The organism is Methyloversatilis sp. XJ19-49, assembly GCF_024580145.1.
Lineage (GTDB): Bacteria > Pseudomonadota > Gammaproteobacteria > Burkholderiales > Rhodocyclaceae > Methyloversatilis.
The window spans coordinates 95,030-121,218 of the sequence record NZ_JANINI010000010.1; the positions used below are offsets into that span (position 1 = coordinate 95,030).

General features: G+C 65.7%; 23 protein-coding genes. 15 read left to right on the plus strand and 8 right to left on the minus strand.

What is annotated here, in order from left to right:
* The first annotated feature begins 4 nt into the window (after positions 1–4).
* Complete coding sequence (locus tag NMQ16_RS13060) at positions 5–1,123, plus strand: AI-2E family transporter (RefSeq protein WP_257081183.1); 1,119 nt, start codon at positions 5–7, stop codon at positions 1,121–1,123.
* Between the two features lie 68 nt (positions 1,124–1,191).
* Positions 1,192–1,524, plus strand: a complete 333-nt coding sequence (locus NMQ16_RS13065) for a hypothetical protein (protein ID WP_257081186.1) — start codon at positions 1,192–1,194, stop codon at positions 1,522–1,524.
* A gap of 40 nt (positions 1,525–1,564) precedes the next feature.
* Here the strand turns inward: NMQ16_RS13065 and NMQ16_RS13070 are convergent, their stop codons facing one another.
* Positions 1,565–3,793 carry an SLC26A/SulP transporter family protein gene (locus NMQ16_RS13070; RefSeq protein WP_257081187.1) on the minus strand — a complete coding sequence of 743 codons (2,229 nt, stop codon included), beginning with the start codon at positions 3,791–3,793 and terminating at the stop codon, positions 1,565–1,567.
* A 158-nt stretch (positions 3,794–3,951) separates the two neighbouring features.
* Positions 3,952–7,128 carry an error-prone DNA polymerase gene (locus tag NMQ16_RS13075; protein ID WP_257081188.1) on the minus strand — a complete coding sequence of 1,059 codons (3,177 nt, stop codon included), beginning with the start codon at positions 7,126–7,128 and terminating at the stop codon, positions 3,952–3,954.
* 630 nt (positions 7,129–7,758) lie between these two features.
* Between NMQ16_RS13075 and NMQ16_RS13080 the strand changes: the two genes are divergently transcribed.
* The 3 genes from NMQ16_RS13080 (at position 7,759) to NMQ16_RS13090 (ending at position 12,628) form a co-directional block, all read left to right on the plus strand.
* The gene (locus NMQ16_RS13080; protein WP_069037582.1) at positions 7,759–9,681 is read left to right on the plus strand and encodes a PrkA family serine protein kinase; all 1,923 of its coding nucleotides are present in this window, start codon (positions 7,759–7,761) and stop codon (positions 9,679–9,681) included.
* A 65-nt stretch (positions 9,682–9,746) separates the two neighbouring features.
* Positions 9,747–11,018 carry a YeaH/YhbH family protein gene (locus NMQ16_RS13085; RefSeq protein ID WP_257081191.1) on the plus strand — a complete coding sequence of 424 codons (1,272 nt, stop codon included), beginning with the start codon at positions 9,747–9,749 and terminating at the stop codon, positions 11,016–11,018.
* Complete coding sequence (locus tag NMQ16_RS13090; protein ID WP_257081192.1) at positions 11,015–12,628, plus strand: SpoVR family protein; 1,614 nt, start codon at positions 11,015–11,017, stop codon at positions 12,626–12,628. Before NMQ16_RS13085 ends, NMQ16_RS13090 begins: the two co-directional genes overlap by 4 nt.
* A 52-nt stretch (positions 12,629–12,680) precedes the next feature.
* Here NMQ16_RS13090 and NMQ16_RS13095 read toward each other — a convergent pair whose 3' ends face one another.
* Positions 12,681–13,073, minus strand: a complete 393-nt coding sequence (locus NMQ16_RS13095) for a winged helix-turn-helix domain-containing protein (RefSeq protein ID WP_257081194.1) — start codon at positions 13,071–13,073, stop codon at positions 12,681–12,683.
* A gap of 144 nt (positions 13,074–13,217) precedes the next feature.
* Here NMQ16_RS13095 and modA point away from each other — a divergent pair, with 144 nt between their 5' ends.
* The 3 genes from modA to NMQ16_RS13110 are packed head-to-tail and all read left to right on the plus strand — an operon-like array spanning position 13,218 to position 15,880.
* Positions 13,218–14,003: a molybdate ABC transporter substrate-binding protein gene (modA, locus tag NMQ16_RS13100; RefSeq protein ID WP_257081195.1), complete on the plus strand. Its 786-nt coding sequence runs from the start codon at positions 13,218–13,220 to the stop codon at positions 14,001–14,003.
* A 57-nt stretch (positions 14,004–14,060) separates the two neighbouring features.
* Positions 14,061–14,726: a molybdate ABC transporter permease subunit gene (gene modB / locus NMQ16_RS13105; RefSeq protein ID WP_257081196.1), complete on the plus strand. Its 666-nt coding sequence runs from the start codon at positions 14,061–14,063 to the stop codon at positions 14,724–14,726.
* Positions 14,723–15,880 (plus strand): ABC transporter ATP-binding protein, encoded by a 1,158-nt coding sequence (locus NMQ16_RS13110; protein WP_257081198.1) that lies wholly within the window; start codon positions 14,723–14,725, stop codon positions 15,878–15,880. Before modB ends, NMQ16_RS13110 begins: the two co-directional genes overlap by 4 nt.
* Positions 15,881–15,903: 23 nt before the next feature.
* Here NMQ16_RS13110 and NMQ16_RS13115 read toward each other — a convergent pair whose 3' ends face one another.
* From NMQ16_RS13115 to NMQ16_RS13135, 5 genes are all read right to left on the minus strand, one after another.
* Positions 15,904–16,293, minus strand: a complete 390-nt coding sequence (locus tag NMQ16_RS13115; protein WP_257081200.1) for a hypothetical protein — start codon at positions 16,291–16,293, stop codon at positions 15,904–15,906.
* A gap of 239 nt (positions 16,294–16,532) precedes the next feature.
* Positions 16,533–19,100: a DNA mismatch repair protein MutS gene (gene mutS / locus NMQ16_RS13120; RefSeq protein WP_257081202.1), complete on the minus strand. Its 2,568-nt coding sequence runs from the start codon at positions 19,098–19,100 to the stop codon at positions 16,533–16,535.
* A gap of 9 nt (positions 19,101–19,109) precedes the next feature.
* Positions 19,110–19,499, minus strand: a complete 390-nt coding sequence (locus NMQ16_RS13125; RefSeq protein ID WP_257081204.1) for a type II toxin-antitoxin system VapC family toxin — start codon at positions 19,497–19,499, stop codon at positions 19,110–19,112.
* Complete coding sequence (locus NMQ16_RS13130; protein ID WP_257081206.1) at positions 19,499–19,711, minus strand: AbrB/MazE/SpoVT family DNA-binding domain-containing protein; 213 nt, start codon at positions 19,709–19,711, stop codon at positions 19,499–19,501. The genes NMQ16_RS13125 and NMQ16_RS13130 overlap by 1 nt, the downstream gene beginning before the upstream one ends.
* A 78-nt stretch (positions 19,712–19,789) precedes the next feature.
* Positions 19,790–20,587, minus strand: a complete 798-nt coding sequence (locus NMQ16_RS13135) for an inositol monophosphatase family protein (RefSeq protein WP_257081207.1) — start codon at positions 20,585–20,587, stop codon at positions 19,790–19,792.
* Between the two features lie 119 nt (positions 20,588–20,706).
* Here NMQ16_RS13135 and NMQ16_RS13140 point away from each other — a divergent pair, with 119 nt between their 5' ends.
* The 7 genes from NMQ16_RS13140 to iscA all read left to right on the plus strand — a co-directional run bounded on the left by NMQ16_RS13140 (position 20,707) and on the right by iscA (position 26,178).
* Positions 20,707–21,483, plus strand: coding sequence for an RNA methyltransferase (locus tag NMQ16_RS13140; protein WP_257081208.1), 777 nt, complete (start codon positions 20,707–20,709; stop codon positions 21,481–21,483).
* Positions 21,484–21,654: 171 nt separating this feature from the next.
* Positions 21,655–22,428: a serine O-acetyltransferase gene (gene cysE / locus NMQ16_RS13145; protein WP_257081211.1), complete on the plus strand. Its 774-nt coding sequence runs from the start codon at positions 21,655–21,657 to the stop codon at positions 22,426–22,428.
* A gap of 113 nt (positions 22,429–22,541) precedes the next feature.
* Positions 22,542–23,024, plus strand: coding sequence for a Fe-S cluster assembly transcriptional regulator IscR (iscR, locus tag NMQ16_RS13150; RefSeq protein ID WP_257081212.1), 483 nt, complete (start codon positions 22,542–22,544; stop codon positions 23,022–23,024).
* 2 nt (positions 23,025–23,026) lie between these two features.
* Entirely contained in the window at positions 23,027–24,166 is a 1,140-nt protein-coding gene (locus NMQ16_RS13155; protein ID WP_257081213.1) for a cysteine desulfurase family protein, read from the plus strand.
* Between the two features lie 25 nt (positions 24,167–24,191).
* Positions 24,192–25,403, plus strand: coding sequence for an IscS subfamily cysteine desulfurase (locus NMQ16_RS13160; protein ID WP_306441825.1), 1,212 nt, complete (start codon positions 24,192–24,194; stop codon positions 25,401–25,403).
* Between the two features lie 33 nt (positions 25,404–25,436).
* Positions 25,437–25,844, plus strand: a complete 408-nt coding sequence (iscU, locus tag NMQ16_RS13165) for a Fe-S cluster assembly scaffold IscU (protein WP_257081216.1) — start codon at positions 25,437–25,439, stop codon at positions 25,842–25,844.
* 10 nt (positions 25,845–25,854) lie between these two features.
* Complete coding sequence (gene iscA / locus NMQ16_RS13170; protein WP_257081217.1) at positions 25,855–26,178, plus strand: iron-sulfur cluster assembly protein IscA; 324 nt, start codon at positions 25,855–25,857, stop codon at positions 26,176–26,178.
* Positions 26,179–26,189: the final 11 nt, after the last annotated feature.

The window sequence follows — 26,189 nt, forward strand, 5'->3', positions numbered from 1 at the left end:
CGGCATGAGGCGGCTGCGACCGTCCGGTGCCGGGCCGCTGGCCTGGTGCGGCATCCTGCTCGCCACCACCCTGGCGCTCTATCTGTTCCAGCAGGTGCTGTGGCTGGTGCTGCCCTTCCTGTTCGGGCTCATCGCCTACTACTTTCTTGCGTACCCGATGCAGCGGCTGATGTTCGCCGGCCTGTCGCAGGAATCGGCGGCCAACATCACGGTGGGCGTGTTCGCGCTGCTGCTGGTCGGCGCCTTCGCATTCATGCTGCCGCGCTTTGCCGCGCAGGCGGTCGGCGTGCAGGAAACCGGCATGCGCTATCTGCAGGGCGGCCTGCTGCTGCTCGACCAGACCCTGCGTGCGCTGGAGCAGCAATCCCGTTTCATGCGCGATGCACATGTGGCCGACGCCGTGTCGTCCTACATTGCGGCGGCCGGCGAGGGCTTTGCGCAGAATCGCCTGCCGTCGCTGATGATGTCGGTCGCCGCCTGGCTGCCGTCCATGCTGCTCGCACCTTTCCTCGCCTATTTCTTCCTGCGCGACGGCCGCCGCTTCCAGCGCTTTCTTGCGCGCGCCGTGCCCAACGCCTATTTCGAGCGCACGCTGCATCTGCTGTACGAGGTCGACCGCACGACGCGCGCCTATTTCCAGGGGCTGGTGAAGCTGACCGTGCTCGATGCGGTCTGTCTGGCGGCCGGGCTGTGGGTCATCGGACTGTCGTCGCCGCTGACGCTCGGCATCATCACCGCGGTGCTGGCATGGATTTCATTCGTCGGCTCGGTCATTGGCTGCGCGCTGGTGGTCATGGTCGCCGCGACCGATTTTCCCGGTTCACCGTCGATTGCCTACGCGTCGATCGGCCTGTTCATCCTGGTGCGCCTGCTCGACGACTTCATCTTCATGCCGCTCACCATCGGCCGCAGCCTGCGCATGCATCCTCTGATCACCGTGCTGATGATTTTCGTCGGCGGTGCCGTGGCCGGCGTGGCCGGTCTGCTGCTGGTGCTGCCGGTGCTCGGCGTCATCATGGTGATCGGCGAAACGCTGAGCATCGTGGCGTCCGATCCGCGCCTGCGCGCCCGCCACGCGCATGCCCGCCGCCTGCGCTGGCAGGCGGTCACGCGCGACCTCTGATTGTGCAGGCATCTTCCGTCCCCCGATCCCGCTTGCTAGTATGACAATCGGGTTTATGGAGGCGCGACATGAAAAGGTATGCAACCAGACCGCTGGCAGAGGATGTGGCGACCGCCCGGGCTGACGGTTCGCCGGTCGCGCAGCTCAAGCACCTGCTCGACGTGCCGGCCGAAGCCTGCTTCCTCGGCTTCGCGCTGACCCACACCGGCACCGGCGATTATCTGTCCGTGGCACCCGATCGGCCGAACGCGGCGTTGTGCAGCTGGTCCGGCAGCCCTGATCGGGCGGTCTTCTTCCGAAACTGGTCCGATACGGTGCAGGCTGCGGCAGCCCGTCCCGAGGCCGACATCGTGCTCATCTTCGATGTCGGCGACGCGCTGCTGGTGTTTCCGGCGCGCTAGCGGCGGAAGCCGCCGGGATGGCATCGCAGTGCAGCCAAGCTCAGTGCGGTCTCATGTAGCCGTGCAGCCTGATTGTCGTGTCGCGCAGACGCTGCGCCAGCGTACAGGCCAGATTGGCATACAGCAGATTGGCAACCTGCGGGTGCTCACGTTGCAGAAGCTCCAGTCCGGTGCGTTCCAGCACCAGACACTCAACCGTCGTGTCGGCGATCGCATCGGCGGTGCGCGGCTGATTTTCGATCAACCCCATTTCCCCGACCACCAGACCAGCGCTCAGACAGGCGATGCGTATCCGCGGCGTGCCGGCATCGCCCGCGCGCAGAATGCTGACGCTGCCCGCCAGCAGCACATACATGGCATCGCTGGCGTCGCCGGCGTTGAACAGCACGTCTCCGCGCACATAAAGCCCTCGCCGCATCAGGCTTTCCAGCGTGGCGGCCTGGTCCTCGCTCATGCCCGTGCATACATCGAGATGACGCAGCTTCGTGGCCGAGTCGAGTCGGCGTGTTGCCATACCCGAGTCCAGCACCTGGTTTTCCGCCCATTCGAGCGCTGCATCGGCATTGGCGAACCATCGCTTGCGCGGCAGTACCTGTGCCAATCCGCTGCTGGCCAGAAAAGTTGCCCGCGCACCGGCCGGATCGAGGCCGGCCAGTGCGAGCCGCGTGTGACGGATACGCAGGCGCGTCGCCATGCGTGACAGCACCTGCGCGGCTGAGAGATCGATGTCGATCAGGCGGGAACAATCGAGCACGATGAAGCGCGCCTCGGCCAGGCGTGTTTCGATCACTTCTTCGAGTTCCTCGGCGGTGCCGAAAAACAGCAATCCCTCAAGCTCGACCAGCGCATAGCGCGTCGATTGGGACGCCAGCCTGATCTGCTGCCAGGCTGGCCTGACCTGCAGGCTGGACGCGACCGAACCGTCGGCGACGCGTCGCACGATGCTTTTGCTGTGATCGCGTGCGAAAAGGAACATGGCGCCCACCAGTCCGGCCGACACCGCCTCCAGCAGACCGACGAACGCCGCCACCAGCGTGACCAGGGCGCTGACGGCCAGATTCGACATCAGCCGCCGTTCCGGGAGCGATCGGCCACGCAGGCAGTCACGTACCGCATCGACGCTCCAGCGATCGGCCACGCCGACGGACAGCAGCACCAGACCGGCGCCGATGGTCGAGTGCGGAAGCATGGCCAGCATGTCGAGGCCGAACAGCCACAGCAGCGCGATCAACAAGGCGTAGCACAGCGCCGGAACGCGGGTTCGGCCGCCCGCCGAATAGGCTGCATTGGCGCGCGACACCGCACCCGCGGCCGGCAGGCCGCCCGCCGCCGCGAGGGCGAGATTGGCGCCACCGATTGCAGCCAGTTCGCGTCGCGTGTCGTGCCGGCTGTGGGTCAACGTGTCGAGCCGGTTGGCAGCAAACAGGGTTTCCAGTGCCGACACCAGCGCGATGGCAACGCATGAGCCGCCAAGCACGCGCAGCCAGTCTCCCGGGCCGTGCAGCGCCAATGCATCGGGCAGGTGCAGCAGGTGGTCGAAACTGAGCCGGGTGTCGGCCAGCGCGCCCAGTGTCAGGCCCATCGCCATGCCGCGTGAAGCCAGTGCGTGATGCAGCAGTGCGCCGACACACAGCAGCACGGGCAGAAAAGGCCGCTCCGGCCAGCGTTGCTGCAGCACGACGCCAGGCAGCACGATGACTGCCGCCACCAGCGCCGGGCCGGGTGACAGATGCCAGGTGCCGCCCTGCATGAAAACCAGCTTCAACCCGCCGAGCAGCATCAGCAGCGCGACGCCGTTGAAGAACCCGGCCTGTACCGGATAGGGGATGTAACGCACGAAGCGGCCCCAGCCAGCGGCTGCGGTCGTCAGCTGCAGCAGGGCGGCGCCGGTCAGTGCCAGGCCCATCAGGATGAGTGCGCCGTCCTGATGCGGTATGCCGGGCAGCCAGTTGGCCTTGATCAGCGTATTTCCGATCAGGGCCGACACGATTAGCGCCAGCGCCGGTCGTGCACCGTGTATCTGTCCGACCCGGCTGCCCAGCGACAGGGCGACCAGCGTGCCCAGCATGCCCGCGAGCATGGCTGCGAGAATGCCGCGCCCTTCCATTGCCAGGCCCAGAGGCGCCATGGCGAGCAGGCCATAGCTGAGTTCGTTCGGGATGGATCCGGCCGCAACGGTCACGCCCGCGCCGATCTCCTTTCGCCAGATCCGGGCTCCGACCGGCTTTGATTCGTCTCGGATTGCGCTCGATGGCGGTGGCGTACTCATGTGAAGGATGCCGGTATTGTTGTTCTGGGCCACAGTCGGGCAGGCTCACGCCATTTGCCCTATTCCGGGCAAATAACCCACTACTTTCGCATTCGATTGTTTCACTTTCGCGTCAGCACGTCGTGCTGTTGCGATGTACATGCCGACGACCGCTGACGTCAGTGAAAGTCACGGCTGCGCGGCGTCAGCGCGCCGAGCAGTGGCGAGCGGTCGACCAGCCGGCGGGCGATCAGGTGGATCACCTCGCCTTCGCGCGACACCTGGCCGTAGATGCCGAGCAGTGTGGCGCCGAGCACTTCGCTGCGCTGCCGCTCCTGCAGGTCCTTGTGCACGATGATGTTGGCCAGCCCGGTTTCGTCTTCGACGGTGACGAACATGACGCCGCTGGCCGTACCGGGGCGCTGGCGGCAGGTGACGATGCCGGCGGCACGCGCCAGTGCGCGGTCGGGCAGGCGGCGCAATTCGGCCGCGGTGATGAAGCGCTGCGCGGCGAGCTGGCTGCGCAGCAGCGCCAGCGGATGGCGGCCGAGCGTGAAGCCCAGGCTGGCGTAGTCGGCCACGATGTCCTCGCCCTCGCGCGGAGCGGCCAGCGCCAGCACCTTCTCGCTCACCGGTGCGTCGCGCAGCAGCGCATCGGGCCGGCGCGCGGCGGCCTGCCAGTGTGCCTGATGGCGATTGCCGGCCAGTGACTGCAGTGCACCGCCGCTGGCCAGACAGCCGAGTTGCCGGCGGTCCAGCCGGGCGCGGCGGGTCAGTTCGTCGACATTCGACAACGGCGCCTGCGCACGCGCCGCCACGATGCGCCGCACGGCGTCCTGCGCCATCCCCTTGACCATGCGCAGGCCGAGGCGGACACCCGGTGCCGTGCCGTGCGGCGCCGCTTCAAGCACGCAGTCCCAGCTGCTGACCGACACATCGGCCGGCCTGATGTCGACGCCGTGCGTGCGGGCATCGGCGATCAGCTGCGCCGGCGCGTAGAAACCCATGGGCTGGCTGTTCAGCAGGCCGCACAGGAAGGCGGCCGGGTGATGGCATTTGAGCCAGGACGAGATGTACACCAGCAGCGCAAAGCTCGCGGCGTGCGATTCCGGAAAACCATAGCCGGAAAAGCCTTCGATCTGGCGGTAGATCTGCTCCGCGAATGCCGGCGTGTAGCCGTTCCCGAGCAGGCCGTCGGTCAGCTTCTGCTGGAATTTTTCCATCGTGCCGCGCTGCCGCCAGGCGGCCATCGAACGACGCATCTGGTCGGCTTCGCCGGCGGTGAAACCGGCGGCGACCATGGCCAGCTGCATCACCTGCTCCTGGAAGATGGGTACGCCCAATGTGCGTTCGAGCACCGGGCGCAGTGCGTCCGACGGATAGTCGATGCGCTCCGGCGGCAGGTGGCGGCGCGCCAGATAGGGATGCACCATGCCGCCCTGTATCGGCCCCGGCCGCACGATGGCGACCTGGATCACCAGATCGTAGTAGCGGCGCGGCCGCAGCCGCGGCAGCATGTTCATCTGTGCGCGCGACTCGACCTGGAACACGCCGGTCGACTCGCCGCGGCACAGCATGTCGTAGGTGGCCGGATCTTCGTGCGGAATGTCGGCCAGGGTGCGCGGAGCTTTTCGTGCCGCGGCAGGATCCCCGTCTTCGAACGCCGCCAGTGCGTCCAGCGACTTGCGGATGGCGGTCAGCATGCCCAGCGCCAGCACGTCCACCTTCATCAGGCCGAGCGCTTCGAGGTCGTCCTTGTCCCACTGGATGACGCAGCGCCCGGCCATGCGCGCGTTTTCGATCGGCACCAGCCTTGAGAGCCTGCCGCGCGCGATGACGAAGCCGCCGACGTGCTGCGACAGGTGGCGCGGCGCGCCGATCAGTTCGTTCGACAGTTCGAGCAGCAGCTGCACGCGCGGCGCTTCGGGCCGGAAGCCGGCTTCTAGCAGGCGGTCTTCGCGTACCCGGCCGCCGTCCCACCACATGTGGCCCTGGGTCAGGCGGTCAAGCGCATCGTCGGTGTAACCGAGCGCGCGGCCGACGTCGCGCAGTGCCGAGCGCGGCCGGTAGGTGGTCAGGCTGGCGGCGAGGGCCGCACGGTCGCGGCCGTACTTGCCATAGATGTACTGGATGACCTCTTCGCGCCGTTCGTGCTCGAAGTCGACGTCGATGTCCGGCGCCTCGTTGCGTTCGCGTGAAATGAAGCGGCCGAACAGCATGTTGGCGCGCCACGGGTCGACTTCGGTCACGCCGATGCAGTAGCACACGGCCGAATTCGCCGCCGAGCCGCGACCCTGGCACAGGATGCCCTGCGTGCGCGCCCAGGCGACGATGTCGTACACGGTCAGGAAGTAGGGCTCGTATTCAAGCTCGGCGATCAGCGCGAGTTCGATTTCGATCTGTGCGCGCATCTCCCGCGCCTTGCGCGCGAAGGTGATGTCGTCCAGCGTGACGATGCGGCGGATCTGCGCACAGCGCTCGACGTAGCCGCGCTCGGTCAGTTCGCGCAGCCAGGAGGTGGTGGTATGGCCGGGCGGCGCGATTTCCTCCGGGTATTCGTAGCGCAGTTCGGCGAGCGAGAAATGGCAGCATGCGGCCACCTTCAGCGTTTCGGCCCGCAGTGCTGCGGGGTATATGCCGGCCAGCTTGTGCGGCAGGCGCAGGTGGCGCTCGCCGTTGGCGTACAGCGCGTAGCCGCACTCGGCGAGCGTGCGCCCGAGCCGTATCGCAGTGATCGTGTCCTGCAGGCGGCGACGCTTGCGCACATGCATGTGCACGTCGCCGGCGGCGCACAGCGGCAGCCCGCTGGCGGCGCAGATGGCCTGCAGCCGGTGCAGCCGGATGGCGTCGTCCGGACCATGGTGCAGTTCGACGGCCAGCCAGGCAAGTTCCGCAAAGCGCTGCTTCAGCCAGCCGGCGTGCGCCGCCAGTGCAGCGTCCGTGTCGGGCAGGAAATCGCCGGGTACCAGCAGCGCGACGCAGCCGGGCAGGCCGCGGTCCAGATCGGCGCAGCTCAGGTGGTAGCGGCCTTTCTCCGCCCGCATGCGGCCGAGCGTGATCAGTTCCGACAGATTGCCGTAACCGTTGCGGTCGCAGGCCAGCAGGACCAGCTTCGGTCCGTCGGCCAGCTGCACTTCGCAGCCGATGATCAGCTTCATCCGCGGTTCGGGCAGATTGCGCCAGGCCAGGTGGGCGCGCGCGGCGCCAGCCAGTGAACATTCGTCGGTGATGGCCAGGGCGGCATAGCCCAGCTCCGCGGCGCGCGTCACCAGTTCGTCCGGTGCGGAGGCACCGCGCAGGAAGGTGAAGTGGCTCAGGCAATGCAGTTCGGCATAGTCGACGGGTGGGGCGGGCATGGTGCATCGGCACGGACGAATGGGTCGCACGAATATACTGTAATTCAATACAGTGGTCCGGGCGCGGCGCGTTGTACGCAGCGGTGTCGGTCGGACTGCGGTCAGGCACCTTGATGGTGCATATCCGGGCGCTGCCAGTGCATGACGGCTGGTGGCGCAGCGCCAGCCGTACGAGGCCCCGGCCAGGTCTTACCGCTGGCCGGCTGCAGCGACTTCCGCCAGCAGGCGGCGCGCTGCGAGGCGGTCCCCGACCCGGCCTGCCGGTCATCCGGAGCGACTGCGCGCGACCGTGCCGGATACCCGACGCGAACTGGACCGCTACTTGCTGAACACCGGTCAACGGTCTGGATTGCCGGCGCGTCAACAGCCTGGAAAAGGAAGTGTGTCGCGCGCTGGTCGGGCTGCCCGGAATGGGGAACTTAGAGGGCGTCGCGACATCGACTCAGCAGGTGTTCCGGCGTCGCGCGGCACAGGCGTTCAATCGGATCAGAATGGTGATTGCGGTGCTTATCGAACTTTGCACAAGCGCTGCCGTAGACCAAGCTGAAAGCAGGGCGAACGATAGTGCGCCGCCGGTCGCGCATGCCGGGCAACAGGTGTTTTGCAGGTCAACGGATTGTGGAGATCAACATGGACATCGTCAGTCATTTCGCCGCACGCTACGAACGCACGCGTGAGGAAGAGCTTTCGCTGGAAGAGTATCTGGCGGAGTGCAAACGTGACCCGCTGAGCTACGCCAGCGCGGCCGAGCGCATGCTGAAGGCGATCGGCGAACCGCAGACGGTCGATACGCGCAACGATCCGCGGCTGTCGCGGCTGTTTGCCAACAAGGTGATCAAGATCTATCCGGCCTTCGCCGAGTTCTACGGCATGGAAGACGCGATCGAGCAGGTCGTGAGCTACTTCCGCCACGCCGCCCAGGGGCTGGAAGAGAAGAAGCAGATCCTCTACCTGCTGGGGCCGGTCGGCGGCGGCAAGTCGTCGATTGCCGAGCGACTGAAGTCGCTGATGCAGGAAGTGCCGTTCTATGCGATCAAGGGTTCACCGGTGAATGATTCGCCGCTCGGACTGTTCGATGCGACCGAAGACGCTGCCATCCTGGAGAAGGAATACGGCATTCCGCGCCGTTACCTCAATCGCATCCTGTCGCCGTGGGCGGTCAAGCGGCTGGAGGAATTCGGCGGCGACATCCGCAAGTTCCGGGTGGTCAAGCGCTACCCGTCGGTGCTCAAGCAGGTCGGCATCGCCAAGACCGAGCCGGGCGACGAAAACAACCAGGACATTTCGAGCCTGGTCGGCAAGGTCGACATCCGCAAGCTGGAAACCTTCGCGCAGGATGATCCGGATGCCTACAGCTTTTCCGGCGGCCTGTGCCTGGCCAATCAGGGTCTGCTGGAATTCGTCGAAATGTTCAAGGCGCCGATCAAGGTGCTGCACCCGCTGCTGACCGCGACCCAGGAGGGCAACTTCAAGGGCACCGAAGGTTTCGGCGCCATCCCGTTCGATGGCGTGGTGCTCGCGCACTCGAACGAGAGCGAATGGAAGGCTTTCCGCAACAACAAGAACAACGAAGCCTTCCTCGACCGCATCTACATCGTCAAGGTGCCTTACTGCCTGCGCGTCAGCGAGGAAGTGAAGATCTACGAGAAGCTGCTGCGCGGCTCGTCGCTGGCCCAGGCCGTCTGCGCGCCGGGCACGCTGAAGATGATGGCGCAGTTCGCCACGCTGACCCGCCTGAAGGAGCCGGAAAACTCCAGTCTGTACTCGAAGATGCAGGTATACGACGGCGAAAACCTGAAGGACACGGATCCGCGCGCCAAGAGCTATCAGGAGTATCGCGACTACGCCGGGGTGGACGAAGGCATGAGCGGCGTGTCCACCCGTTTCGCGTTCAAGATCATTTCCAAGGTGTTCAACTTCGATTCGACCGAAGTCGCGGCGAACCCGGTGCATCTGATGTACGTGCTGGAACAGCAGATCGAGCGCGAGCAGTTTCCGCAGGATGTCGAGCAGAAGTACATATCGTTCATCAAGGAACACCTGTCGCCGCGCTACGCCGAATTCATCGGCAAGGAAATCCAGACTGCCTACCTGGAGAGCTACAGCGAGTACGGGCAGAACATTTTCGACCGCTACGTCACCTACGCCGACTACTGGATACAGGACAGCGAGTACCGCGATACCGACACCGGCGAGGTGTTCGACCGCGCGTCGCTGAACGCCGAACTGGAAAAGATCGAAAAGCCGGCCGGCATCAGCAACCCGAAGGATTTCCGCAACGAGATCGTTAATTTCGTGCTGCGTGCGCGGGCCAACAACGGTGGCAAGAATCCGGTGTGGAGCAGCTACGAAAAGCTGCGCACGGTGATCGAGAAGAAGATGTTCTCCAACACCGAAGAACTGCTGCCGGTGATCAGCTTCAATGCCAAGGCGAGCGCCGACGATGCGAAGAAGCACGAAGATTTCGTGACCCGCATGGTGGACAAGGGCTACACCGCGAAGCAGGTCAGACTGCTGTGCGAGTGGTACCTGCGTGTGCGCAAGAGCTCGTGAGGGCGCCGGCGCAAAAAGGGCAGGGACGTAGATGTCGGATCGACTGACGGCTCGGAGAACACATCTTGCAGCAGATCATTGATCGACGGCTGGCCGGCAAGAACAAGTCCATCGGCAACCGCGAACGCTTCCTGCGCCGCCACAAGGAACAGATCCGCGAGGCGGTGCGCCGGGCCGTTGAAGGGCGAGGCATTCGCGACATCGCGCAGGGCGAGGACATCCACATCCCGCGGCGCGACATCAGCGAGCCGGTGTTCGGTCACGGTCAGGGCGGCAAGCGCGAAATGGTGCACCCGGGCAACAAGGATTTCGTGCGCGGCGACCGGATCGAGCGGCCCAAGGGCGGGCAGGGCGGTGGCGGCGGCCAGGCAAGCGATTCCGGCGGGGGTGAGGACGACTTCGTGTTCCACCTTTCGAAGGAAGAGTTCATGCAGGTCTTCTTCGACGACCTCGCGCTGCCGAACCTGATCCGCACCACGCTGGCCGACACGCCGGAGTACAAGACGCATCGCGCCGGCTTTTCCAGCGACGGCACGCCGAACAACCTGCACGTCGTGCGTTCGATGCGCGGCGCCATCGGCCGGCGCATCGCGCTCGGCAGCGAGTCGCGGCGCGAACTCCACCGGCTCGAAGACCTGCTGACCGAGTTGCGCGCCCAGCCGGCCAGCGCTGAACGGCTGCACGAGATCGAGCAGCTCGAAACCGACATCGCGGCGTTGCGCGCACGCATCGACCGCATTCCCTACCTCGATCCGATAGACCTGCGCTACCGCAGCCGGGTGCGCACGCCGGTACCGACGGCCAAGGCGGTCATGTTCTGCGTGATGGATGTGTCCGGCTCGATGGACGAGGCGCGCAAGGATCTGGCCAAGCGTTTCTTCATCCTGCTCTATCTGTTCCTGACGCGGCACTACGAAAAGATCGACATCGTGTTCATCCGCCACCACACGCAGGCGCAGGAGGTGGACGAGCACGACTTCTTCCATGCCACCGAAACCGGCGGCACCGTGGTGTCGAGCGCGCTGGTGCTGATGGAAGAGATCATCCGCGCGCGCTACCCGCGCAACGAGTGGAATGTCTACGGTGCGCAGGCCAGCGACGGCGACAACTGGCACGACGACAGCCCGCGCTGCCGCCAGTTGCTGGAACACGGCATCCTGCCGCTGTGCCGTTACTTCGCCTACATCCAGGTGGTCGATCAGGAACAGAACCTGTGGCATGAGTACGCCTCGCTGGCGGAAGAATCCGACACCTTCGCGATGCGCAAGGCGAGCGAGGTGGACCAGATCTACCCGGTGTTCCGCGACCTGTTCAGGAAGGAAGGAGCGGCAAAATGAGCGACACCTTCAATCGTCGGCATGTCGGTCAGGCGGCCACGCCCGACGAGTACGGCGGCCGCCGTCCGCGTCCGCCGCTGCGCGTGCCGCTGCCGCCGACCGACAGACCTGCGCAGACGCTGCCCGGTCCGAGCGACTGGACCTTCGATCTGATCGATCAGTACCACACGGTGATCCGCGCCACGGCGCAGCGCTTCAGTCTCGACACCTACCCGAACCAGCTGGAAATCATCACTGCCGAACAGATGATGGACGCCTATGCGTCGGTCGGCATGCCGGTCAACTACCGGCACTGGAGCTACGGCAAGGAATTCATCAGCACCGAAAAGAACTACCGGCGCGGTCAGATGGGGCTGGCGTACGAAATCGTCATCAACAGCAATCCGTGCATCAGCTATCTGATGGAAGAGAACACGATGGCCATGCAGGCCCTCGTGATCGCGCATGCGGCTTACGGGCACAACAGCTTCTTCAAGGGCAACTACCTGTTCCGCATGTGGACCGACGCAGGTTCGATCGTCGATTACCTCGTGTACGCGAAGAATTATGTCGCGGCCTGCGAGGAGCGCCATGGCGTCGACGCCGTGGAACTGCTGCTCGACAGCTGCCATGCGCTGATGAATTACGGCGTCGATCGCTACCGCCGCCCGGGCAAGCTGAGCCTGACGCAGGAACTCGAGCGCGCGAAAGACCGCGAGGCGTATGCGCAGCAGCAGGTGAATGAAATCTGGCGCACCCTGCCGCCGAAGTCGGGCAAGGACGCCGCGGAGAAGGAGCAGGCGCGCTTTCCGGCCGATCCGCAGGAAAACCTGCTGTATTTCATCGAGAAGAACGCGCCGCTGCTCGAACCCTGGCAGCGCGAAATCGTGCGCATCGTGCGCAAGATCGCGCAGTACTTCTACCCGCAACGCCAGACCCAGGTGATGAACGAGGGCTGGGCGACGTTCTGGCATCACCACCTGCTGAACACGATGTACGACGACGGCTATCTCGAAGACGGCATCATGATCGAGTGGTTGAAGTCGCACACCAATGTGGTGTTCCAGCCGCCTGTGGATCACCCGGCCTACAGCGGCATGAACCCGTACGCACTCGGGTTTGCGATGTACAGCGACATCAAGCGCATCTGCGAGGCGCCTACCGACGAAGACCGTTACTGGTTTCCGGACATCGCCGGCCGCGACTGGCTGGAAACGCTCGACCACGCGATGCGCAATTTCAAGGACGAAAGCTTCATCGGCCAGTATCTGTCGCCGCGCGTCATGCGCAATTTCCGGCTGTTTTCCATCGTCGACGACGAGACCGATCCGACGCTGGAAGTGTCGGCCATCCACGACGAGGCCGGTTACCGCAGCCTGCGCGAGGCCATGTCGCGCCAATACGATCTGGGCTCGCGCGAGCCGAACATCCAGGTGTGGTCGGTCAATCTGCGCGGTGACCGCTCGCTGATGCTGCGCCACACGCAGCACAACGAGCGCCCGCTGCATGACAACGCCTACGAGGTGCTCAAGCACGTCGCCCGGCTGTGGGGCTTTCCGGTGCATCTGGAAAGCGTCGGCAGCCTGGGCAATGTGTCGCGCCGCTGGACGGTGGACCCGAGCACGGCCTGAGCCGGTCCTGACTTGACCTGCTCGCGGCCGTGCGATTCCGGACGGCGCCTTTTCAGTTCGATCCGGACTCGCCGGCGCCCGCCCGGATCAGTGCCACCAGTTCGGGCAGTCGACGTGCCGCGGCGATGCGCGCGTCCTCCTCGATCGCCCGGTAGAGCGCGAGCACCTGCTCTCCGGTTGCGGTGAGGCGGGCACCTCCGCCCGCCGTACCGCCGCGCTGCTTGATGACCAGCGGTTCGACGAAATCCTTGTTCATCGCATCCACCAACGACCAGATGCGCTGGTAGCTCATGCCCAGCTGGCGACCGGTTTCGGCCAGCGAGCCGGTTGCGGCGATGCCCTGCAGCACGTCCGCCTTGCCGGGGCCGATCGCGACGGCGTGCTTGATCTGCACGCGAAAACGCGTGCTGTGTTCGGGCGTGTCGGGCGCGGTGTTCCTGGTCATCGTTGATCGGCGTCCATCGGGATCGAGGGACGCACTTCGGACAAGTTGATGCATGGACGGCCATGCACAGCATACGGTACTCGTTATACTCAGCGAACGATATCCATAAGAATGTATATCGAACCGTGCGGAGGCGCGTTGCCCGTGACATCTGTTCGCCTGATCCACCGAATCCTGCTGTTGTGCATCGTTGCCTGGTCTGTCGTGCCGCTTGCGCGCGCGGCCGAGTCGCCGACCGTGGCGGCGGCATCCGATCTGAAATTCGCGATCGAAGCGCTGGCGGCACGTTTCGAGCGCGACACCGGCCACAAGCTTCGACTGGTATTCGGCTCGTCCGGAAATTTCTTCTCGCAGATCCGGCAGGGCGCACCGTTTCATCTGTTCATGTCGGCCGACGAGGATTTCGTGTTCAAGCTCGCCGACCTGGAACTCACGCAGGACCGTGGCCGGCTGTACGCCTTCGGTCGGATCGGCCTGATGGTGCCGAAAGGTTCGCCGTTGAAGGCCGACGGCGAATTGAAGGATCTGGCGCGTGCGCTGCGTGACGGGCGACTGAAGAAGTTCGCCATCGCTAATCCCGAGCATGCCCCCTATGGCGCGCGGGCGAAGGAGGCGTTGCAGCATGCCGGACTGTGGGCCGACATCGAACCGCGTCTGGTGCTCGGCGAAAACATTTCACAGGCGGCCCAGTTCGCCACCTCCGGCTCGAGTCAGGGCGGCATCATCGCGTTGTCGCTGGCCATGGCGCCCGAGGTGGGCGGGCGGGGCGAGTTCGCGCTGATCCCCGAGAGCTGGCATCGCAGACTTGCCCAGCGCATGGTGCTGCTGCGCGATGCGCCGCCCGCCGCGCGGGCCTTCTACGATTACGTCGCGACGCCTGCGGCACAGGACGTGATGCGTCGTTACGGTTTCGAAATGCCGAAGGAGTGACCCGGCGTGCGCCACTGTGGCTGACGCCGGTGTGCTGATCCGGAAACGGGAACTGACATGGACTGGCCAGCATTTTCGCTGTCGATCGAACTTGCAGTGGTGACGCTGCTGGTGCTGCTGCCGTTCGGCGTGCTGGCCGGGCGCTGGCTCGCGCGCACGCGCTTTTCCGGCAAGGCCTGGATCGAAGCCTTCGTCGTGCTGCCGCTGGTGCTGCCGCCGACCGTGCTGGGCTACTACCTGCTGGTGTCGCTGGGCACCGGCTCGCCGCTGGGTCGCTGGCTGCTCGACAGCTTCGATGTCAGGCTGACCTTCAACTTCGCCGGCCTGCTGATCGCCTCGCTGGTATTCAACATTCCATTCATCGTTCAGCCGGTGCAGCGCGCCTTCGAGGCGATCCCCGAAAACCTCGCCGAGGCGGCGTCGGTCTGCGGGCTCAGTGGCTGGCAAACCTTCTGGCGCGTCGAACTGCCACTGGCCTGGCCGGGCATCCTGTCGGCCATGGTGCTGACCTTTGTACACACGCTGGGGGAATTCGGCGTGGTGCTGATGATGGGCGGCAGCATTCCGGGCGAAACCCGGACAGTCGCCATCGCCATCTACGATCGCGTGCAGTCGTTCGACCTCGCCGGTGCCGACCGCATGGCGCTGCTGCTGCTTGTGCTGTCGCTCGGCGCGGTCGCGGCATCGTTCTTCGCGTCGGCCAGACTGGTGGCCCGGCGATGAGCGACCGGCGCGACGGATCGCGCGCCTTGCGCGTCGAGATCGATCAGCAGGAACCGATGCCGCTGCGCGGCCGCTTCGAGTGCGCGGCCGGCGAATTGCTTGCGCTGGTCGGCCCGTCGGGTGCCGGCAAGACATCGATGCTGCGCGTTCTGGCCGGGCTGATGCGGCCGCAGCGCGGACGAATAGAGGTCGGCGGGCAGGTGTGGTGCGACAGTGAACAGTGCATCTTCCTGCCGCCGCAGCGTCGGCATGTCGGCCTGGTGTTTCAGAACTATGCGCTGATGCCGCATCTGAGTGCCGCCGACAATGTCGCACTGGCCATGCTGCATCTGCCGACTGTCGAGCGCGACGCGCAGGCCCGACGCTGGCTTGAGCATGTGCACTTGTCCGGCGAACAGCAGCAGCGTCGGCCGGGCGCGCTGTCGGGCGGCCAGCAGCAGCGCGTGGCGGTGGCGCGTGCGCTCGCCCGCGAACCGAAGCTGCTGCTGCTCGACGAACCCTTTTCGGCGGTCGACCAGATGAGCCGGCAAGGGCTTTACCGCTTGCTGGCCCAACTGCGCAGCGATCTCGACATCCCCATCCTGCTGGTCACCCATGACCTGAACGAGGCGCGCCTGCTGGCTGACCGCCTGGTGGTGATGGATGCCGGCGCGGTCCTGCAGGAAGGGCCGCCCGCTCACATCCATCGGGCGCCGCGCAACGCGCGCGTGGCCGATCTGGTGGGCATGCACAACCGCTTTCAGGGCGTCTGGGTGGGACCGTCCGGTCGCGCCGGCTGGGGCCTGCTGAAGTGGGTAACGGCGGCCAGTGGCGCGGGCGACGATGAGGACATGCTGCTCGAAGTGCGCGACAAGGGAAAGATCAAGCCGGGGCAACCCGTGAACTGGGTTGTACCGGGTGACGGCATCCTGCTGGGTGCGGAAGGCAGCGGTCAGGCACTGGACGCGCGCGTCAGCGACGCCCGCCATCTGGGCGAAATCACGCTGGCAACCCTGACGCTGGAGCGCAATCCGCAGATCAGTCTGCGCATCACGCTGGCCGGGCCGCAGCGCCAGCGCATCGCCAATGGCGACCGGCTGGCCGTGCGCCTGGACTCAGCCCTGGTGCACGTGATGCCGCTGCACCCGCGTCCGCCGCAAGTGGCGGAGCAGTAGTCAATCGCAGCCGGCCGCGTCGGTCAGGGGGTCGGCTCGGGCTTGCGCGGCAGCAGCATGCGTGCGATCGCGCTCGCAGCCAGCCCCATCAGCAGGAAGCCGAGGGCACCGATCAGCCACACCGCCCAGACGATGGCGCTCAGCCAGCCGGTCAGGTCGGGAATCTGCTGCAGCGACGCCTGTATCGTCGGTCCCCAGTCGAGCAGGGTGTGCCGCGCCATGTCGAGCCAGCCTTCCGGCAGCCAGGGCGCCAGCCACACCGGTGGCTGCAGGCTCACCACCCAGCCCGGCCAGGTTGCCAGCGCGTCGGCGTTCCAGCCCGGCCACGTGAGCACGGCGTCGGCCGTCCAGGTCAGCAAGGTCCAGAAACCGAGCAGAAGCGCGGTGATGATCCAGATGATTGCGTAAGTCATGGGGTCCTCTGTGCTTCTTCGGGCAGTTTCGTCAGATGGTGTGGGTCTGTGGGAGCGGCCTGTGGGAGCGGCGGCCTCGCCGCGATCGGCACGCTGATCAACGATCATCGCTGCACCGATCGCGGCGAGGCCGCCGCTCCCACAAAACCGGCGCCGCTCCCACAAAACCGGCGCCGCTCCCACAAAACCGGCGCCGCTCCCACAAAACCAGCGCTGTTCCCACAAAACCGGCGCCGAGGTCAATCCTCCTGCACCAGCTTCTTCAGCGCATACAGCGCATCGAGGGCTTCGCGCGGACTCAGGCTGTCGGGGTCAAGCGCGGCCAGCGCATCGACCGCGGCGTGCACGGGCGGTTCCGGCGGCGGGGCGGCGGGCGCGAACAGGTCGGCCTGCGGACCGGCGCTGATGCGGCTGGCTTCGAGCTGCTGCAGCGCGCGCCGCGCGTCGCGGATGACCGTGCCGGGCACACCGGCGAGCGCGGCGACCTCGATGCCGTAGGACTGCGACGCCGGGCCCTCTTCGATGGCGTGCAAGAACACGATGCGCCGGCCGTGCTCGACCGCGTCCAGATGCATGTTGGCGCAGGTCGGATGGCTCTGCGCCAGCTGCGTCAGTTCGAAGTAGTGGGTGGCGAACAGCGTCCAGCTGCGGTTGCGCGTCAACAGATGGCGGGCGATGGATTGCGCCAGCGCCACACCGTCGAAGGTCGAGGTGCCGCGACCGATCTCGTCCATCAGCACCAGGCTGCGTTCGGTCGCGCCGTGCAGGATGCCGGCGGCTTCGGTCATTTCGACCATGAAGGTCGAGCGGCCGGAAGCGAGATCGTCGGACGCGCCGATGCGCGTATGGATGGCGTCCAGCGGGCCGAGCCGCGCCGACTGTGCCGGCACCGGACAGCCGCAGTGCGCCAGCAGCGCGATCAGCGCGACCTGGCGCATGTAGGTCGACTTGCCGCCCATGTTCGGGCCCGTGATCAGCAGCATGCGCCGCGCCTCATGCAGGGCGGTGTCGTTGGCGATGAAGCTGTCGACCTGCTGTTCGACCACCGGGTGGCGCCCGCGCACGATCGTGATTTCGGGTTCGTCGACGAACTGCGGCCGGCAATAGTCGTGGCGCTGCGCGGCGCGCGCGAAGGCGAGCAGGCCGTCGAGATGCGCCAGCGCACGGGCGATGTCGCCGAGTGCCGGCAGATCCGGGGCGAGTGCGTCCAGCAATTGTTCGTACAGGTGCTTTTCGCGCGAAGTGGCGCGTTCGGCGGCCGACAGCGCGCGGTCCTCGAAGGTTTTCAGTTCCGGCGTGATGTAGCGCTCGGCGTTCTTCAGCGTCTGCCGGCGGCGATAGTCGTCCGGAATGCGTTCGACGTGGGCATTCGTCACCTCTATATAGAAGCCGTGCACGCGGTTGTACTCGACCTTGAGATTGGCGATGCCGGTCCGGCTGCGCTCGCGCGCTTCGAGCGCGAGCAGGAATTCGCCGCAGTTGTCCTGCAGGCCGCGCAGTTCGTCCAGTTCGGCGTCGAAGCCGGCGCGCATCACACGACCGTCGCGCAGCTGCGAAGCCGGTTCGTCCATGATGGCGCGGGCGAGCAGGGCGCAGGCGTCGAGCGGCTGCGCCAGCGTGGCACGCGCGTCGTCGAGCAGGCCACCGTCCGGCGGCACGGCGGCAGCGATGTCGCCCAGCCGCGCCAGACTGTCGCGCAGGCTCGACAGATCGCGCGGTCGCGCGGTGCGCAGCGCGATGCGTGCGCCGATGCGCTCGATGTCGGCCAGTCCGCGCAGCGCGTCGTGCAACGAATCGGCGGTGCTGTCGGTACGCAGGGCCTCGACCGCCTGATGTCTCGCCTCGGCCTGCGCGCGTTCGCGCAGCGGGTGGTGCAGGCAGCGGCGCAGCCAGCGCGACCCCATCGACGTGGCGCAGGTGTCGAGCAGCGACAGCAGTGTCGGCGCCGCTTCGCCGCGCAGCGTCTCGGTCAGTTCGAGATTGCGCCGGGTGGCGGCGTCCATGCGCAGCCAGGCGGAATCGTGTTCGACGGCGAGCGTCGTCACATGTGACAGCGCGCGCTGCTGGGTCGCCTGGGCGTAGCTGAACAGCGCACCGCAGGCGGCCAGCGCGATCGGCACCTCGGCCACGTCGAAGGCGGCGAGATCGCGACTGCCGAAGTGCTCGCACAGCAGGCGCGTGGCTTCACCCGCGTCGAACTGCCAGGCGCTGCGCGACGTGACGGCCCAGCTGCCGTCCGGTGCCGTGCCGCTGTCGGCCACCAGCAGTTCGGCCGGGCGCAGCCGGTCGAGCAGCGACGGCAGCACATTGGCGGCGACTTCGGTCAGTTTCAGTTCGCCGCTGGCCAGATTCAGCCAGGCGACACCGGCGCGGCTGCGCTCGACATGCAGCGCCATCAGCAGGGAATCGGCGCGCTCGTCGAGCAGGCTGGCGTCGGTCAGCGTGCCCGGTGTGACGATGCGCGCAATCGCGCGCTCGACCGGCCCCTTGGACGTCGCGGGGTCGCCGATCTGTTCGACGATGACCACCGACTCGCCCAGCTTCACCAGCCGCGCCAGATACTGCTCGACCGCGTGAAAGGGCACGCCCGCCATCGGGATCGGCTGTCCGGCCGACTGGCCGCGGTGCGTCTGCGTGATGTCGAGCAGCCGCGCAGCGCGGATCGCGTCCTCGAAGAACAGCTCGTAGAAATCCCCCATCCGGTAGAACACCAGCAGATCGGGGTGTTGCCGCTTGAAGCCGAGGTACTGCTGCATCATCGGTGTATGCGACGGATCGATGCTGGGTACGCCGTTCGATGAATTCATTTTTGACGTTCAGCCCGCTTTCGGAAAAAGCCGCACGCCCGGCAGTCCGTCGAAGTGCCGGTCACAGGTGATAAGTTCAGCCTTGTACTCACGCGCCGTGGCGTACACGATGGCATCGGCCGTGGCCAGCCGATGCGCGCGATGAAGGTCCGCCGCGAGCAGGGCGATGCGGGTGTCGAGGGGGGCGATGACGCATTTCTGCGTGTAGGCGATGACCTGGTCGGCCTTGTCATCGCCGACTTCGCGCACCAGCCATTTCGAAAGTTCGAGCTGCACGATGGTAGGCACGATGCACTGCGGCCGCTCCGGCAGTTCCTTGCCGATGATTTCGCCGAGGTCGCTGCCGGTGAGCCACTCGATCCACGCCGAGGTATCGACCACGCACGCGGCGACCGGCATCAATAGCGGTCCTCGCGGTCGCGCGTGTCATCGGTCGATGCGCCCCGGGCGATGCCGGCGAGCTGCGCGGCATCGGGCACCGGCATCATCAGCACGCCTTTGCCTTTCGGGATGAACACGAATTCCTGCCCGGCTTCCCAGTGCTGTGCCTCGCGCACGGCCTTGGGGATGGAAATCTGGAATTTGCTGGACAGCATGGCAGTACTTGGCATGGTCGTACCTGGAGCTTATCGATCGGAATTTGGTAAGAATACTCGTTCGCGACCGGTGCCGCCACGGGTGGCCTGCGGTCAGCTCCGCAGTGCGTCTGTCAGGTGCGGTTCGATCGCAGCCAGCAGGGCCGGGAAGATGCGCGGCGTGGAGGCGACCAGATTGCCGCTGTCCAGATAGCCGGTTTCACCGGTCAGATTGCCGACCAGACCGCCGGCTTCAGTCACCAGCAGGGCGCCGGCGGCGATGTCCCACGGCGACAGGCCGATTTCGAAGAAGCCGTCGAAGCGGCCGCAGGCGACATAGGCCAGGTCGAGCGCGGCAGCGCCCGGGCGGCGCAGGCCGGAGGTCTTTTCCATCAATTCCTTGAACATGCCCAGATAGGCATCGACGTGGTCCCACACACGGTATGGAAAGCCGGTGCCGACCAGTGCTTCGCCCAGCTTGGCGCGGCGCGATACGCGGATGCGGCGGTCGTTCAGGAAGGCGCCACGGCCCCGGCTGGCGGTGAACAGCTCGTTGCGCACCGGATCGAACACGACGGCCGACTGCATCAGGCCCCGGTGTTCGAGCGCAATCGACACCGCGTACTGCGGCATGCCGTGGATGAAGTTGGTTGTGCCGTCGAGCGGATCAATGATCCAGCGGTATTCGGATTCACCCGATGCGCCGCTCTCCTCCGCCAGGATGGCATGGTCCGGATAGGCTTCGCGGAGGATGCCGATGATGGCGTCCTCGGCTGCGCGGTCGACTTCGGTGACGAAGTCGTTCTGGCGCTTGCTGCTGACTTTCAGCAGGTCTACATCCTGGCTGGCGCGGGTGATGATCTGGCCTGCGCGGCGGGCGGCCTTGACGGCGGTGGTGAGCGTCGGATGCATGGGAGGTGTCTGTGCGCGGACCGTGCGGTCCGCAAGTCGGCGGGAAAGCCGAGCATTTTAGGGGCTGTTGCGATTTAATTCGAGGCCCGCACCTGAATTGACCTCTCACAGCACATTCGATGGACGCCCTTTCTCCCCCTTCCGATCGTCACGCCGCCCTGGACAGGGTGCGCGTGGTCATGTCGCACACCACCCATCCCGGCAATATCGGCGCCTGCGCGCGGGCGATGAAGGTGATGGGGCTGTCACGCCTCTATCTGGTCAATCCCAGACACTTTCCGCACGACGAAGCGGTTGCGATGAGTTCCGGCGCGACCGATGTGCTGGACAACGCGGTGGTGGTCGACACGATCGAAGCCGCCCTGGCAGGCACCGTTGCGCAGGCGGCGCTCACTGCGCGCCGGCGTGAAATGGCGCTGCCGGTGCGCGACGTCAGGTCGGCGGCGACCGAGCTGGCGACGCTGCTCGGCGCCGGCGACGCCGAAGTGGCGCTGGTGTTCGGCACCGAAAGTTCGGGGCTCACCAATGAAGAAGTGGCAATGTGCTCGCTGCCGGTCACCATTTCGACCAGCGAAACCTACCGGTCGCTGAATGTGGCGGCAGCCGCCCAGATCATGTGCCACGAACTGCGCGTGGCCGTCGCCGCCACACCGACCTTCGTCAGTGAAGCGCCTGCGCTGGCCAGCCACGAAGGGCTGGAAAGCCTGTACGCGCTGCTCGAACAGCTGATGCTCGACGCGGGCTTTCTCGACCGGGTCAATCCGGGCCGCGCCCTGCCGCGCCTGCGTCGCCTGTTCGGACGTACCCGGGTCGAGGCCGAAGAACTGCATCTGCTGATGGGCGCACTGAAGGCGATCGGCGGCATTCCGAAGAAGCGCCCGGGGTCGAACGGATAAGGTGTGCCGCAGTCCGCTGTACGCAGCTCGCGCTGTTGCAGCCACGCGGGTGGTTCCGTGTACGGCCACGACGGACGATCGACAGAGCCTGACGCAGGTGCACAAAAACCGACTAAAATCGTCGGGTTTCAACTGGCCGCGAACGCCACCGGCGTTTCATGGGGAAAAAGGATGTTCCAACACCTGCGCGAAGACATTGCCAGCGTGCTTGCACGCGACCCGGCGGCACGTTCGTCGTTTGAAGTTCTGACCTGCTATCCGGGCATCCACGCGCTGATCCTGCACCGCATGGCGCACGCCTGCTGGGGCGCAGGCATGCACTGGCTGGGGCGTTTCATCTCGCACATCGGCCGCGTGCTGACCGGCATCGAAATCCATCCGGGTGCGTCGATCGGACGGCGCGTGTTCATCGATCACGGCATGGGCGTGGTGGTCGGCGAAACCGCGGTCATCGGCGACGACTGCACGATCTATCAGGGGGTGACGCTGGGCGGTACCTCGCTGTACCGCGGCGCCAAGCGCCATCCCACGCTGGGTCGCGGCGTCGTGATCGGCGCCGGTGCCCAGGTGCTGGGGGGGTTCGACGTGGGTGACGGCGCCAAGATCGGTTCCTGCGCAGTCGTCGTGAAGCCCGTTCCGGCCGGTGCCACTGCGGTCGGCAATCCGGCGCGCATCATCGACGCCAGCGAGCCGGGCGCCGACGACGAGAAGAAGCGGCGCGCCGAACAGGCCGGTTTCACCGCCTATGGCGTCACCCGCGACATGGAAGATCCCATGGCCAAGGCGCTCACCGCGCTGGTGGATCATGCGCTGGAGAACGACCGGCGCATCGCCTGCCTGATGGAAAAGCTGGAACGGGCAGGCGTCAGGCTCGATGACGAGGCGCGCGAGGAGATGGCGGATCACTCGCACGTCGATCTGGACAAGATACGGCCTAATTGTTGACTGAACTTGTCGGGAATTATAAAGTCGACTGAATTGATCGGGAATTGGACTGTGTGCTCAATCGTGAACCCAATCGTGGATTCCCCGAGCCACTCCATCGAGGAGATCGCTTCATGAGACTGACCACCAAAGGCCGCTTCGCCGTCACCGCGATGCTGGATCTTGCACTGCGCCAAGACAACGGTCCGGTGACGCTGGCCGGCGTGGCCGAGCGCCAGCGCATCAGCCTGTCCTATCTCGAACAGCTGTTCGGCAAACTGCGTCGCCAGGAACTGGTGGCCAGCGTGCGCGGGCCGGGTGGCGGTTACTGCCTGGCGCGCGATGCGCGCAATATTTCGGTCGCCCAGATCATCACCGCGGTCGACGAACCGCTGGACGCCACCCAGTGCGGCGGCAAGGAAAACTGTCTGGATGAGCACCGCTGCATGACGCACGACCTGTGGTCGAGCCTGAGTCGTCGCATGTACGACTATCTCGATTCGGTGAATCTGCACGAACTGATGGTGCAGCAGCGTGACAAGACGACCCATCGCGTCGTCGTGCACGATCACTCGGCGCGACCGGGCGTGTCCGAAATGGTGCGGGTACAGCTCTGATCATGTTCGCGCCGGTCTATCTCGATCACAACGCCAGTACGCCGCTCGCCGATGCGGTGCGCGAAGCGATGCTGCCCTGGCTGGGCGCACGCTTCGGCAATGCGTCGAGCCGGCACGAATACGGTCGCGCGGCGCGCCGGGCGATCGACGAGGCACGGGCACAGGTGGCTGCCGCAGTGAATGCGCATCCGACCGAAGTGGTGTTCACCAGCGGCGGCTCGGAAGCGAACAATCTGTTCGTCAAGGGTGCGGCCGCGCGACTCAAGCCTGGCGTGATCGCGATTTCGGCGATCGAGCACCCCTGCGTGCGCGAGCCGGCGCGCCAGCTGGTGCGCCGCGGCTGGACGCTGAAGGAACTGCCGGTCGACGCGCAGGGCAGGGTGCAGGTCGACGGCTTCGATGGCGAGGCCTCCCTCGCGTCGGTCATGCTCGCCAATAACGAAACCGGCGTGCTGCAGGACGTCGCATCGCTGGCGGCGCAGGTACGCCACGCTGGCGGCTGGCTGCACACCGATGCGGTGCAGGCGCTGGGCAAGATCGCCGTCGATTTCCGTGCGCTGGGTGTGTCGGCGATGACGCTTTCGGCGCACAAGATCGGCGGTCCGCAGGGTGCGGGTGCGCTGATTCTGGACAAGCGGGTCGATGTCGAGCCGCTGATTGCCGGCGGTGGGCACGAACACGGCCTGCGTTCCGGCACCGAAAACATCGCGGCGATCGTCGGTTTCGGCGCTGCCTGCGTGCTGGCGATGTCGCAGTCGGCGGCGCGGCGCGAACAGCTCGAAGCGCAGCGTGAACGCATCGAACGCTGCGTGCTGGCGCTCGGCGGCACCGTATTCGGTGCGCAGGCGCTGCGCCTGCCGAATACCTGTTACTTCGCGCTCGATCACATCGATGGTGAAACGCTGGTCGGCAAACTCGACCGCGCAGGCTTCGCGGTGGCCAGTGGTTCGGCCTGCTCGAGTGCCTCACCGGAACCGTCGCGCACGCTGACCGCGATGGGCGTACCAGCCGAACAGGCGCGCGGGGCGGTGCGCGTGAGCACCGGCGCGATGACGAAGATGCAGGATGTCGATGATTTTTGCGGCGCGCTGGCGCAGGTGGCGGATCAACTCCGCGGTCTGCGGGCGATGGCTGAAGCGTAATGAAGAACTCGAAGGAGCAACCCGTATGCTGAAATTCCCGATCTATCTCGACTACTCGGCGACCACCCCGGTGGACCCGCGCGTCGCGGCCAAGATGATTCCCTACCTGACCGAGCACTTCGGCAATCCGGCTTCGCGCAGCCACGCCTATGGCTGGGAAACCGAAGCGGCCGTGGAAGAGGCGCGCGATCAGGTTGCCCGTCTGGTGAATGCGGATCCGAAGGAAATCGTCTGGACCTCGGGTGCCACGGAATCGAACAACCTTGCGATCAAGGGTGCGGCGCATTTCTATTCCGGCAAGGGTAAGCACATCATCACGCTGCGCACGGAACACAAGGCCGTGCTGGATACCTTCCGCGAACTGGAGCGCGAAGGCTTCGAGGCGACCTATCTCGATCCTCTGCCCAATGGCCTGATCGACATGGATGTGTTCAAGGCGGCGCTGCGTCCGGACACCGTGCTGGTGTCGATCATGTTCGTGAACAATGAAATCGGCGTCATCCAGCCGATCGCCGAACTGGGCGAAATCTGCCGCGAAAAGGGCATCATCTTCCACGTCGATGCGGCGCAGGCGACCGGCAAGGTGGTCATCGATCTCGACAAGCTGAAGGTCGATCTGATGTCGTTCTGTGCGCACAAGACCTACGGGCCGAAGGGCATCGGCGCGCTGTACGTTCGTCGCAAGCCGCGCATCCGCCTCGAAGCGCAGATCCATGGCGGCGGTCACGAGCGCGGCATGCGCTCCGGCACGCTGGCGACGCACCAGATCGTCGGCATGGGCGAAGCCTTCCGCATTGCGCGCGAAGAAATGGGGGCCGAGAACGAGCGCGTGCGCATGCTGCGCGACCGTTTGCTGAAGGGCCTGTCGGACATCGAGGCCACCTTCGTCAACGGCGACCTCGAAGCGCGCGTGCCGCACAACCTGAACATCAGCTTCGCCTACGTCGAAGGCGAATCATTGATCATGGCGATCAAGGACGTCGCGGTGTCTTCCGGCTCGGCCTGTACCTCGGCCAGCCTTGAACCGTCCTACGTGCTGCGCGCGCTCGGCCGCGAAGACGAACTGGCGCACAGCTCGATCCGCTTCTCGATCGGCCGCTTCACGACGGAAGAGGAAATCGATTTCACGATAGACCTGCTGCACCGCAAGATCGGCAAGCTGCGAGAGTTGTCGCCGCTGTGGGAAATGGTGCAGGAAGGTGTTGATTTGAATAGCGTCCAGTGGGCCCACCACTGATTGCGCGTGCACGGCGACTGAAGGAGAACTGTTATGGCCTATAGCGAAAAACTGCTGGATCACTACGAAAACCCGCGCAATGTCGGCGCGTTCGGCAAGGACGACGAAGATGTCGGCACCGGCATGGTCGGCGCGCCGGCCTGCGGCGACGTGATGAAGCTGCAGATCAAGGTCGGAGCGGACGGCATCATCGAGGATGCGAAATTCAAGACCTACGGCTGCGGCTCGGCCATCGCGTCGAGCTCCCTGGTGACCGAATGGGTCAAGGGCAAGACGCTCGACGAGGCGATGACCATCAAGAACACCGCGATCGCGGAAGAACTGGCATTGCCGCCGGTCAAGATCCACTGCTCCATTCTCGCGGAGGACGCCATCAAGGCGGCGATCGACGACTACCGCAAGAAGCACGGCGATGCGGCCGCGCCGGCCGAAGCGGCGTAAGGAGAGCGACATGGGCGTGACACTGACCGAAAAAGCAGCCACACACGTGAGCAACTACATCGCCAAGCGCGGCCGCGGTGTCGGCCTGCGCCTGGGCGTGCGCACCAGCGGCTGTTCCGGCATGGCGTACAAGCTCGAATTCGCCGACGACACGACGCCGGAAGACCTGATTTTCGAAAGCCACGGCGTGAAGGTGCTGATCGACCCGAAAAGCCTGGCCTATCTCGAAGGTACCGAGCTCGACTTCGTGCGCGAAGGTCTGAACGAAGGCTTCAAGTTCAACAACCCGAATGTCAAGGACGAGTGCGGTTGCGGCGAAAGCTTCAATGTCTGAGTGGCGATCGC